The sequence below is a fragment of the Haloferax volcanii DS2 genome (assembly GCF_000025685.1).
Taxonomy (GTDB): Archaea; Halobacteriota; Halobacteria; order Halobacteriales; family Haloferacaceae; genus Haloferax; species Haloferax volcanii.
Genome location: NC_013964.1, coordinates 193264 through 204876, shown reverse-complemented (window position 1 = coordinate 204876; position 11613 = coordinate 193264). Strand labels below are relative to the sequence as shown.

The following is an 11613-nucleotide window of genomic DNA, read 5'->3' as shown; positions in this document are numbered from 1 at the left end:
CCCGCGAACTATTTTCGACTCCGTACGACTACCGAACACGGGGGACGACTACCGAACGGAAAGTGAGGCAGACAATCCACATAGCAACCACTTCATCGGACATCGCCGTCAACGAGAGTATGCAAGCGAGACAGACGCCGCCGGTCGGACGCGGGAGACGCTCGGGGTGTGGTGAACCGAGATGAAACCCGAAACACCGACGCGAGGAATGGACGACGAATCAGCGGAGGCAAGCGAGGAACCCGCCGGAGCCACGCATCGATACCTCCCGTGGGCAGTCGCCGCCGGGTCGGCAATCCCGGTCGTCGCGCAGCTCGCGGCGCTCCCGCCGGACCCGACGACGGCGGCGCTCGACCTCGTCGGCGAGGGCGTCGTCGTCGCCGTGCTCTTCGCGTGTCTGTTCGTGGTGCGACGAATCCGCGACCCATCGGTCTTCTATCCGTTGGCGGGCGGCGTCGCGGCCTCGTACCTGTTCGCGCTGACCGACTTCCTCGACGAGTTCGTCGAACAGCCCGTCTGGTTCAGCTACCTGTTCGAAGACGGCGCGCAGGCGGTCGGCGCGGTGCTCCTCGTGTTCGGCCTCTATCGGTGGACCGTCGCGCGCCAGCGACGGGAGACAGAACTCCGCCAACAGCGCGAACAGCTCGCCGTCCTCAACCGCGTCCTCCAACACGACATCCGCAACGACGCGCTGGTCATCCGCGGGTGGGCGTCGGTCGTGCGGAAGGAGGCCGGGTCAGGGGCCGACGAGCGACTGGAGAACATCGTCGCCGCGAGCAACGGCATCATCGACCTCACCGAGAGCACGGCGCAGTTCACCGACGTGCTCACCTCGGACCGCGCCGCCGACCTCGAACCGAAGCCGCTTGTCGAAACCGTCGAGACCGAGCTTCAGAAGGTCCGCGCCGGGTACGACGCCGACGTGGTCGTCGCCGGCGACCTCCCCGAGGTAAACGTCCTCGCCCACAGCATGCTCTCCGCGGTCTTTCGGAACCTCCTCGTCACGGCGGTCGAGCGGGCGGACGCCGAGCGCCCGCAGGTCCGTCTGCGCGCCGATTGCGGCGCGGAGACCGTGACCGTCCGCATCTCCGACGACGGAGCGTCGTTCCCCGAGGACGCCCTCCTCGACGCGGGCGAGACCGTCGCGGAGACGCCCGACTCCCGAACCGGTCTCTCGCTCGTCGCCGCGCTCGTCGAGCAGTTCGGCGGGAGCATCGCGGTCGAAAACGACCCCGACGGCGGCACGACCGTCGCAGTCACCCTCAGAACCGCCGAGGACTCGACTGAGTCTCCCACCGACCGGGTCGCTGAGAACGCCGGCGACGCCGAATCGACGCCCGCGGGGTCGCCTGCGACGAGCGTCGGCGGGGACGCCCGAGACGACTTCGCCGCCGTACATTCGGACCGCGAATCGTCGGCCGGCCGAGGCCCGTCGGCCGGTCGCGGCGACGCCGCCAACTACTGAGGCTCCGTCTCGGCTTCTCGTTTGCACCCGCCGTCCTCTGTCTCCACCTTCGCACCCTCGCCCGGAACCACGTCTCCCCCCGCGTCAAGCATATGTGCACGCACCGAATAGCAGTCGGTAGTGAGCGATTCACACGACTCCCCGGGCGGGAAACGCGGCCCCGAGAGCAAGGTCAGCCGACTGCTCCGCGAGCGCGGCTTCGACGGCTTCGGCGCGGAGCTCGAACGCCGCTGGACCGCTGAGGCGGGCGCGCGGTCGAGCCTCCGCGACCTCGCTGACGCGTTCAACCGTCGGCTCCTCCGCGCGGCGCTCGACGGGCGAAACGAGCGCGCCCTCGACGGCGAAATCGAGACCCTGTACCGCGTGCTTACCGACGACGACGTGTCGAGCGGGGCGCGGACGAAAGCGGTCCACCGACTCGAACGCACCGGCGTCGACGTCGAGCGACTGGAGGCCGACTTCGTCTCGCATCGGGCGATGCGCACCTATCTCACCTCGTACCGCGGCGTGACGCCGCCCTCAGAGACCGACCGCGACGACGGCGACCTCCGCGAGCACCGCACCGAAACCATCCGACGCCTGCTTGGTCGCGTCGAGCGCGTCACCGAGAAGTCGCTGTCCGACCTCGCGGCCGCCGACGAACTCGACGTCGATCCCGAGACCGCCGAGGTGTACGTCGACGTTCGCGTCCACTGCCCGGACTGTAACGCTCACTACACCGTCGAATCCCTCATCGACCGCGGCGGTTGCGACTGCGACTAACGCCGCTTCGCGCATCGTCCTCCCCGATATCGAGCATCCCGAAGCGACTGGGTCCCGAGTTCGAAAGCCGTTCCGAAGCCCGCCGCGGTTCGAAACACGTTCCACCGATATCTGTGGAACGAGTTGTATGCCACCGCCGTCAGACGGAGATACGAGGCAGAAAGACGAATGGCACGAAGGCCGTCGCGGACGAATCGACGACTGAATCGACGATTGATTCCCGAGACGGCTCAAACCGCGGTCTCAAGACGCCGATACGCGGATTCGAACTCGGGGCGAGAAACACGTTCCAAAGATATCTATGGAACGGATTTCGGACTCGTCACCAACTGTTTTCACGGGGCCCGGTGTGGTCACCGTATGGCCACGACGAACAGACCGGCCCGCCTGACCGTCGCCGGAATCGGCGGCTTCGACGAGACCACCGTCGCGTTCGAACGCGGCGTCACCGTCCTCACGGCAGGGGACGCCGCCGACCGAACGTCGCTCCTTCGGGGTCTCGTGACCGCGCTGGGAAGCGACGAGCACTCGCCCGACTGCGACGCCGATACCGACGACAGTTGGGTCGAACTCGCCGTCGAGGGCGAGCGGTACGTGCGGACGTTCGCGGGAGAAGGCGACCGGGTCGTCGCGTCCGGCGACCCGTATCTCGACGACCCGGCGGCCGCCGACCTGTTCGCCTTCCTCCTCGGCTCGAACGAGGCCCGACAGGCGGTCACGGCCGAACGCGACCTGCGGAAACTCGTCGTGCATTCGGTCGACATCGACGCCGTCAACGAGGAAATCGCTGACCTCCGCGCCGAACGCGCCGAGTTGGACGACCGAATCGAGGCGCTCGCGGCGCTCGAATCCGAGCGGCCGGGGCTCCGCGACCGCCGCGACGAACTCGACGCGACTATCGAGCGACTCGAGGCCGAGTTAGCGGACCGGCAGGCGACCCTCGACGGAATCGAATCCGCGGCGGTCGACGGCGACACCGACGCCGAGGCGAATCCCGAACCCGACGCTAACGGGTCCGATGCAGAGGCGCGACAGGGCCGGCGACGGGAGTTGTACGCGGCGCTCGACGACATTGAGTTCGAACTCGAAGCAGAGCGAGAGTCGCTGGACGCGCTCGACGCAGAAATCGACGACATCGAATCGGAACTGGACTCGCGTCCCGCCGACCCGGCCGCCGAACTCGACGACTTGACCGCCGAACTCGCGGAGTCACGGGCGCGAAAACGACGACTGGATGCCGACATCACGGACGTGCAGCGGACGCTCCAGTTCAACGAGCAGTTCCTCACGTCGGAGACATCGCCCGTCGCCGCCGCGAGCGAGGTCGAACGCGAGAGCGAGAGCGAGAACGACGAAAGCGACGGCGAGTCGGACGACGGCGACAGCGTCGTCTGTTGGACGTGCGGAACGTCGGTTCCCGAAGCGAGCATCGAATCGACGCTCGACCAACTCCGAGCGCTCCGCGACGACCGCCGCGAGGAGCGTGCCGAACTCGCAGACCGCATCGAACGGCTCCAAGAACGCCGGTCGGAACTCGAAGCCCTGCGAGAGCGACGACGGGACCTCGAAACCCGACGCGAGGAGTTACGCCGCGAGCGCGCCGAGCGTCGGTCCCGCGTCGAAGACCTTCAAGCCCGACGCGACGATGTCGAATCGGACATCGTCGACCTGCAACGCGACGCCGAGGACGCCGAGGCGGGCGAGGGCGACCGCGCCGCGCTCCTCGACGCCCACCGCGAGGTCAACCGCGTCGAATTCGAGTTGGAACGGCGGCGCGAGGAACGCGACGCCGTCGTCGACGAACTCGAAGCCCTCGACGCCGAACTCGACCGACGGACGGACTTCGAAACACGGAAGGATGAAATCGACGACCGAATCGACGGCCTCCGAGACCGCATCGAACGGCTCGAACGCGCGACGGTGTCGGCGTTCAACGACCGCATGGCGGACGTTCTCGACGCCCTCGAACACGACCGACTCGCCCGTGTCTGGGTCGAACACCGGAACGACGGAGACGGCGGCGACGACGCGCTCTCGACCGGACGGTTCGTTCTCCACATCGAGCGCCGGACCGACGACGGGAAGACCTACGAAGACGTTATCGACCACCTCTCGGAGTCGGAGCGCGAACTCGTCGGCCTCGTGTTCGCCGTCGCCGGCTACCTCGTCCACGAGGTGTCCGACGACGTTCCGTTCCTCGTTTTCGACTCGCTGGAAGCCGTCGACGCCGAGCGCGTCCGCCGACTCCTCGACTACGTCCGCCCGCACACCGACTATCTCGTCGTTGACGTGTCCGGCGAGAGCGCGCGAGCGCTCTCCGAGTCGTACCGACGACTTCGGGCTCTGTGACTCTGAACTGCCGGGTCGAAAAGAGCTAGGCATGACAGACATATGCCTGTAATTACAATCGCTGAAAACGAAGTACTCGGGGAGCAGCCCGAAGCCACGCAGGGGGTACACGGGTGGGTCAGTTATGCACGGCCGGTCTTCATCGGTACGACGGCAGCGAGAGTCAAACCCACGTGCGACGGTGTCGACTGCGGTAGCTACCGATTTCTCGGTGTGATTCCACCATTAATAGAATTTATCTGTCCCCCGTCGAGGCCATGGGGTCCGTGTTACTGAACCTGAACGACCCCTTCAGGTCGTACTCTTGGCCGAGAACGTGGGGGAACTCGACGACGTTGCCTCCGTTTTCCCCGTGCTGGTAGTAGTACCATTGTATTCCTTTTGCCGTGCGGGCCAGCGTCGTCGATGGCGTGAGAGATGATTCGTCGTGTACCGACGGTGCAGCGCGCTGAGTCCGTCAACGACTGACACCGAGAGAAACGCCGAGGCGGGGTTACTACGGGAGTCTGTTTGTCACCAGTCATGTAGATAACTAACACTTCTAATATAGGCCGGGTGGAGTGAGAATATATCAGTATCTCATATCCCGATACAGTAGTACCTCAACAGCACAAAATATAAGCTTAAATCCGATGATAGACACAACCATATTACATTATTCAGATTATTCAACACATTTGGATTTTCCAGATTATACTTATCTTTTTCTCCGCCGGTAATATTGCTATTAGTAATCAATACAATCGGTCGCTAATCACGTCGCGGACGGCCGTGGTCAGTTCCGCTATGAACTGCATTAGTTATCCAGACGATTCGCTCATTACCAGTCGATATACCCGAATTCGGAGGGTTCATCCGTCCCCTACCACGGTTTTCTCATACATGGGCATACGTCGTTGTAGCCAGTGGCAATCTCTCTCTCTCACCGCCAGCGACCGAGGAGGGAGCGTTGACAGCATGGCGTCGGTCATCGCCGTCGACGAGTACGTCGTCATCCTCGGGTCCTGGTTCGCGATTCCGCTCGTCGAGGGCGTCTCGCGTACGGACTCGCGCGCGGCCTTCGAAGCGACGCCATCCCCGAAACCGTCGGGATTCCCGTCCTCGGTGGCGCGGTCGGCTACGCGTTGGCCAACATCCAGCTCACGGTCATTCCAACCGCAGCCGGTACACAGGGGTCAGTCGCCCGATACCTCGCCACCACGTACCAGTTCCTTCCGACGGTCGTCGGCGGCTCGTACACCCTCGGGATGGTCGTCGTGCGCGTGGTCGGCGGGCTCGTTGCGCTCGTCGGGACACGGGCGTTGCTCCACCGCGACGAGACCGCGGGCATCAATCAGTTCCTCGTCGCGCTGGGGCTCGTCGTCGTGTTCACGAGCGGCGGCACGCAAGTCGGCCTGGCGACCGGTCCGCTGGAAGCCGTGTTCGAGACTGACCTCCAGCTCTCGTCGATTTACCTGCTCGCGCTGGGTGGCGGCGGCATCCTCCTCGGGGCGTGGATTCGAGGGCCACGACTCGTTCAAGCCGTCTCGAACGAATACGCGTCGCTCGGGCCGAGGCGGTCGATAGCCGCCCTGATTCCCGCCTTTCTGATCGCACAGCTCGCGATTGTCCTTGGGATTCCAATCTCGTTCAACAAAGTGATGATTGCGAGTATCGTCGGAAGCGGACTCGCCGCCAGTTCGTCGGGCGGAAGCGGCGTCTCACCGCGGAAAGTCGGCATCACGATCGGGTCGTGGGTCGGGTCGATGCTGGGCGCGGGCGTCATCAGCTACGGCCTGTACCTCCTGTTGAACGCGGCCCCGGTCGTGGGGTAGTCAGGAGACGAGTTGGTCGATAATCTCTTCCTCCGCGGCCTGCGTTTTCATCCCCTCCCACGTCTCGAAATCGGTCGTGGCGACGATATACTCGTTGAGGCGGTCACGCGAGATGTCTCGGGCGTCGTCGATGTCGTCGAATTCCCACGGACTCTGCTCACAGAACCCGGCGAACGAGTCGAACTCGGTGTGGTCGCGCATGAACGACTGCGAGAAGAAGGTGTCCGACTGGACTCGGGTGCCCGCTTGCAGTTCACCGATTCGAGTGGGCGCGTTCCCGACTCTCTCCTCGAGGTCCTCCAGCTCGGTAATCTGAAGTTCCATAGCGGGGGTGGCGTCTCGACGCGGGTAAAAGCCACGACCAGTCACTGGCGTCAGTTCGAGGAGACACACGGCCCCCGCGTCCGGTTCGTACCTCGTCGGACCGGAGGGCCTGAGGACTCGTCGGAGCCGGATAGATTCCGAGACACGGAAATGGGCCACGTTCTGGGGATGCCGGTCAGGGCGTGTGTCATCCACCTCTCCGCGTCGAGCGCGGCACAGAGGCCGGCGACGAGCGCGATACCGGTCACCGGTGGCTGTCGTTCCATCGGCTCTCGCTTACGGTTTCGTCGCAGTCAACAGCCAGTCGTTCGGCGTTCGGCGTTCGACGCTGAACCCGTCGATTTCCGCGGGGGCGCGGTCGGTCAGCCCGCCGAGGAACCGCCGGACTGGCGTCGGGTCGCGGTCGCTGACGAGTGCGAACGTTTCGCCGCTCGCCAGCGCGGTGAACCGTTCTGCGACCCGCTCCTTCCGTCGTTCCGGCGGGTCCCCGCGGATGTCGAGTGCGCCGTCGGGAGCGTCGACATCCCACGCGGTCGCCGCCGCCTCGGAGACCGACTCCGCGAGTGTCTCGAACGCCGGTGCGGCGTCGCCGGGCGCGGGCGTCTCCTGAAACTGCGGGGAGAACGGTAGCTCGGCGAGCACCGTCGCGTCAAGCCGTTCGCTGGCGGCCTCACCGGGAAAGAGCCGGTGAGTGTCGCCGCAGGAGGGGCAGGCGAACTCGCGCATATTGACGACCGCCCCGAGAACCGGAACCTCGTTGTCCCGGAAGAGTTCGATGCTCCGCGCCGTGTCCTCCAGGCTCGACTCGAAGGGCGTCGTCACAACGACGACGCCGTCGACGGAAATCTCTTGAAGCGTCGTCAGAACCACGTCGCCGGTCCCCGGCGGAAGGTCCAAGACGAGCGTGTCGTCGGCGCTCCAAGCGGTGTCCGCGAACAGTTCGGTCAGCGCGTCGTGCGCCATCGCGCCCCGCCACGCCAGCGGCGCGCCCGACTCCATCAATCCGACGCTCATTACGTCGAGCGAGGCGTCGGGCCCCGCCACCGAGACGGGAAGCGGGTGGCCCTCGTCGTCCGAGTGGACGGGACCTTCGACGTCGAGCAATGACGGGACGTTCGGGCCGTGGATGTCCGCGTCGAACAGCCCGGCTGAGTGCTCGCCGGCGAGTGCGCACGCCAAGCCGGTCGAGACGGTCGACTTCCCGACGCCGCCCTTGGCACTGGCGACGGCGATGACGGTATCGAACGCGTCCACGCCCGTTGCACCGCCGCCGGACGACGGCGAGACGGGTTCGACGTGCGCACTCTCGACCGCGGGTACGTCGCGGACCGCCTGCGCCATCGCGCGCATGACCTGCGTCGCGTTCGCGTCGTCGAACTCCGTCACGGCCGCGCGGACGGTCACGCTCGCCCCGTCGACGGTTATCGATTCGACCAGTCCGGCCTCGAAAACGTCGAGGTCGGCATCGGGGTCTCGGACGGCTCGGAGCGCCGATTCGGCGCGGTCTCGAAGCTCGGGCTCGGTGTCTGGCTCGTCGTTCGCCGGTTCGTGGTTCGTCGGTTCGTGTTCGCTCATGGTCAGAGGTTCGGCGTTCGGTTGAGGTCGTCTTCGCCGGGCAGGGTGCGGTCGGTCTCGTCGAGGACGCCCGTGAACTGGCGTCGGAAGCTCCCGGAATCGACCTCTTGGGCCCGAACCGCCGTTTCTCGCACGACGCTCTGTTCGTCGTCGGCGAGTCGGGACAGCGCCTCGGCCGCCCGGTCGGTTTCGACCCCGCCGAGCAGGTGCGCCGCCCACTCTCGAACCCGCTCGCTCGGGTCGTCGGCGGCGGCAACGAGCGCGTCACACGCGCCCTCGCCGCGGAGTTTGAAAAGCGAGACGAGCGCGTTTCGCCGGGCGGCGTGGTGCTCGTCGTCAAGTGCGGCTTCGATGACCGCTTCGTGTTCTCCCCGGTCCAGGCGGTCGAGCGCGACGACGGCCTCGGCCCGAACCCACGGGTCGGGGTCGTCGGTCAGCGCCCGCGCGGTCTCGGCCGCGAGGTCGCCGCCGTGTTTCGCCAGCGCCTCCACGGCGAACTGCCGCACTTCGGCGTCCTCGTCTGTCGTCGCCGCGCGGGACAACGCTTCCACAACGACCCTGTCGCCCTCCCGTTCGGCGAGCGCGAGTGCGGCCCGCCGACGCTCGACCGCGCCGTCACCGGCGAGCGACGCGAGCAGGTCAGAGACCGGGTGGTCCTCGACGGGCTCCGTGTCGCTTGCGCCGAGGTCGGCGAGCGTCGCCTCGCCGATGGTCACGTCGCGGTCGACTTCGATGTCTTCGAGGCCCACAGGGTCGACACCGAATCCGGGGCTCTGTTCGGGGTGTAGCTGCGGGTCCGGCGGCCCGTCGGTCGCCTCCTCTTCGTCTCTCACGCTCGCTCACCCCCGTCGTACGCGACCAACGCAGCCGCGACGACGACCCCGGTTGCTCGGAGCACTGTCGCGGGGACGCCGGCCACGCAGAACAACGCGGCTCCGAGCGCGACGGCGGGCCGACCGTCGCGGAGCGCGGAGACGGCGCCGGCGGTTCCGCCGGCCGCGGCGAAGGCGACGAGACTCGTCGGAACGCCGACGACACCGCCGCCGACGAGCAGTACCGCACCCGCGACGTACGGGGCGCTTGCGACGATTCCGAATGTGGCGAGTCCCGCGGTTATGCCGGCTAGCGCACTGATTCTATCCCAGCCGACAGCGAGTGGGACGACGCCGACCGCGGCGAGCGCGACCCCGGAGCCGAGCGGTCGGAGCGTCGCCGGCCACACGCCGGCGGCCGCCGCGAGCGAGGTCGCCACACCGACCGCGGCGAAGCCGACCGGCGCGGCTCGTCGGGCTCCGTTCCACTCTCGTTTCCGTCCGGGCGCGACGAACCGGTCCGCCGCGACGACCGCGACCCCGACCGAAACGCCGATTGCAGCCGGCTGCCACGCCGCGGCCGCTGTCCCGAGTGCCAGGACTCCAAATCCGCCGGCGAAGGCGAGTCCCACGCGCTCGACTTTACTGTCGGCGGTCGCCGCGAGGAGCAGCCCCGCGAACGCGGGACCGACCACGGCCAGCGCCGACCAGTCGGCCGCAAGCGTCGTGACGCCCGCCGGGAGACCGCCGGGAACGTTGTGGCCGACGCGGTACGCCGTCACCGCGGCGAGCGGGACGACTGCGAGGACGCCTGCTAGTGTTCGAAGCACCCCGTCGGGCGTTCGAGACCGGAGCGCGGCGACTCCGGACGGCCGTGGATTCGAGCCGACGGCGTCCTCGACGCCCCGACCGGTCACGGTCCGTCACCTCCCTCGAAACGCGCGGCGAGCGCGCGCTGGTCGGCGGCGACGAACCGGTCGAGGAAGCTCGCGACTTCGCCGTACAGACCCGTACCGGGCGTGTCGGCCGCTCGTTCAGCCAAGCCCCCGGCGACGACGTGGAGGTGACGGTCGTGGAAATCGAGCCGTGCCCGCGCCGCGTCGTCGGCGCGCCCGTCACCCGGGTCGGCCGCGGCCTCCAGCCGCGCGAGGTAGCTCGCGAACTCCAGTTCGTACGGGAGGTAGTCGTGGTTGTCGCGGGCCTCTCGGTCGATTTCGAGCCCGAAGTAGTCGTAGGCGCGTGCGAGGTCGAGATTCACGTCGTTCCACGCCGCGTCCGGCCGGTACGACGACTCGTACAGCGAGATACGCGGCCCCTCGCTGTCGAGCGAGCCGTCCGTCCGGTCCGCGTACTCGGCGTAGCCCACCGTGAACAGGTCGTTGAACCGGGCGCAGGCCGTCTCGTAGTCGTCGTCGACGGTCAGTTCCGGCGGGGCGACCGAGAGTCCGGTCGCATCGAGGAGCCCCCGGACGGTCTCGTCGACTTCGCCGGCGGCGAGTCGCTCGTGGAGCCGCTCGTCTGGCTCGTCGAGCAACGTCGCCAGCGCGGTATAGATCGCCGCCTGCGCCGCCGCGGGTCGGTCGACCCCGCTCGAATCGACTCGGTCGGTGTCGCGGTTCGTGTCGTCAGTTCGCGTCTCCGCGTTGGTGTTCGTGTCCATCGTCGTGTCCTCAGTTCTTCCGCACCGCCTCGATAGTCACGAGCGCGACGCCGACGATGGCGAGGCCGGCGACGGTCCACAGTATCGACTCGTACGGCGGCCCCTGCGGTCCGGGGCCGAACGGGAAGTGGTACCACTCGCTGACCGACTTCCGGCCGGAGCGCTCCATCTCGGAGCCGTTCCACACCGCGAACGCCACGTCCACGTCGTTGTCGACGGCGAACGAGGTCCGGTTGGCGGCATCCGAATCGAGCGGGCGCGACATGACGACCGTCCACCGGCCGTCGTCGTGGCTCGCCGTCGTCTCCACCGCCGTCCGTTCGAACTCGGTCGTGGACCCCGGGCCGCCGGCGAGCAGTTCCTCGGTCTCCCCGTCGGCGCTCCAGTACCAGACGTTCACAAGGTTCCGCGTGCTCCCCATCGAAATCGGGGGGCGGACCGAGGTGTTGACCGGTACCTGCACCGCGGCCGCGTCGAGGAACGACCTCGGACTGGTGGCGTTGCGGTCGGCGGTTCCGTCGGCCCACGAGAGTCGGAGATACAACCGCTCGTCGGTCTGGGCCGACTGGACGCGAACCGATTCGACGGAGGTGTCGCTCGCGTTCGGAACGCCACTGGGCGCGCTCGTCAGCGGGACGTTCACCGACGGAACGGTGTTCCACGCCTCGCTCGTGGGCCGCTGGGGTCGGTCGTCGGCAGCGACCGATTGGACGGGAATCTCGTTCGCGGGGCGCGCGGACACCGCCGCGGGGCCGGCCACCGCGACGAGCAGGAGCAGCACCACGACGGCGACTGCGGCGACTGCGGCCGTTCGACGTTCACTCATCGTCGAACACCTCCGGAACGAGTCCC

Annotated in this window: 9 protein-coding genes and 1 pseudogene; 4 read left to right on the top strand and 6 right to left on the bottom strand. The window is 67.3% G+C overall.

Going from position 1 to position 11613, the window contains the following annotated elements:
- The first annotated feature begins 208 nt into the window (after positions 1–208).
- From HVO_RS00860 to HVO_RS00845, 4 genes and pseudogenes are all read left to right on the top strand, one after another.
- Positions 209–1465 carry a sensor histidine kinase gene (locus HVO_RS00860; protein ID WP_004041360.1) on the top strand — a complete coding sequence of 419 codons (1257 nt, stop codon included), beginning with the start codon at positions 209–211 and terminating at the stop codon, positions 1463–1465.
- Positions 1466–1585: 120 nt separating this feature from the next.
- Positions 1586–2227, top strand: coding sequence for a rod-determining factor RdfA (gene rdfA, locus HVO_RS00855; protein ID WP_004041361.1), 642 nt, complete (start codon positions 1586–1588; stop codon positions 2225–2227).
- A 360-nt stretch (positions 2228–2587) separates the two neighbouring features.
- Positions 2588–4576, top strand: a complete 1989-nt coding sequence (locus HVO_RS00850) for an archaea-specific SMC-related protein (protein WP_004041362.1) — start codon at positions 2588–2590, stop codon at positions 4574–4576.
- A gap of 972 nt (positions 4577–5548) precedes the next feature.
- A pseudogene (locus HVO_RS00845) lies at positions 5549–6390 on the top strand (inorganic phosphate transporter); the annotation flags it as partial.
- Here HVO_RS00845 and HVO_RS00840 read toward each other — a convergent pair.
- The 6 genes from HVO_RS00840 to HVO_RS00815 form a co-directional block, all read right to left on the bottom strand.
- A complete protein-coding gene (locus HVO_RS00840) occupies positions 6391–6714 on the bottom strand; it encodes a hypothetical protein (RefSeq protein ID WP_004041364.1) in 324 nt (107 codons plus the stop codon).
- A 276-nt stretch (positions 6715–6990) separates the two neighbouring features.
- A complete protein-coding gene (locus tag HVO_RS00835; RefSeq protein WP_004041365.1) occupies positions 6991–8289 on the bottom strand; it encodes a P-loop NTPase in 1299 nt (432 codons plus the stop codon).
- A gap of 2 nt (positions 8290–8291) precedes the next feature.
- Positions 8292–9122 carry a HEAT repeat domain-containing protein gene (locus HVO_RS00830; protein ID WP_004041366.1) on the bottom strand — a complete coding sequence of 277 codons (831 nt, stop codon included), beginning with the start codon at positions 9120–9122 and terminating at the stop codon, positions 8292–8294.
- A complete protein-coding gene (locus HVO_RS00825) occupies positions 9119–10018 on the bottom strand; it encodes a hypothetical protein (protein WP_004041367.1) in 900 nt (299 codons plus the stop codon). Before HVO_RS00825 ends, HVO_RS00830 begins: the two co-directional genes overlap by 4 nt.
- On the bottom strand, positions 10015–10761 hold the full coding sequence (locus HVO_RS00820) for a molecular chaperone TorD family protein (RefSeq protein WP_004041368.1): 747 nt from the start codon (positions 10759–10761) through the stop codon (positions 10015–10017). The genes HVO_RS00825 and HVO_RS00820 overlap by 4 nt, the downstream gene beginning before the upstream one ends.
- Before the next feature lie 10 nt (positions 10762–10771).
- Positions 10772–11587 carry an ethylbenzene dehydrogenase-related protein gene (locus tag HVO_RS00815; protein ID WP_004041369.1) on the bottom strand — a complete coding sequence of 272 codons (816 nt, stop codon included), beginning with the start codon at positions 11585–11587 and terminating at the stop codon, positions 10772–10774.
- Between the last annotated feature and the right edge of the window lie 26 nt (positions 11588–11613).

What these genes read in the sequence shown, in the direction of transcription:
- HVO_RS00860 (WP_004041360.1), top strand. Translation starts at nt 209, where the DNA reads ATGGACGACGAATCAGCGGAGGCAAGCGAGGAACCCGCCGGAGCCACG.
- HVO_RS00820 (WP_004041368.1), bottom strand. Translation starts at nt 10,761, where the DNA reads ATGGACACGAACACCAACGCGGAGACGCGAACTGACGACACGAACCGC.
- HVO_RS00815 (WP_004041369.1), bottom strand. Translation starts at nt 11,587, where the DNA reads ATGAGTGAACGTCGAACGGCCGCAGTCGCCGCAGTCGCCGTCGTGGTG.
- HVO_RS00840 (WP_004041364.1), bottom strand. Translation starts at nt 6,714, where the DNA reads ATGGAACTTCAGATTACCGAGCTGGAGGACCTCGAGGAGAGAGTCGGG.
- HVO_RS00850 (WP_004041362.1), top strand. Translation starts at nt 2,588, where the DNA reads ATGGCCACGACGAACAGACCGGCCCGCCTGACCGTCGCCGGAATCGGC.
- HVO_RS00835 (WP_004041365.1), bottom strand. Translation starts at nt 8,289, where the DNA reads ATGAGCGAACACGAACCGACGAACCACGAACCGGCGAACGACGAGCCA.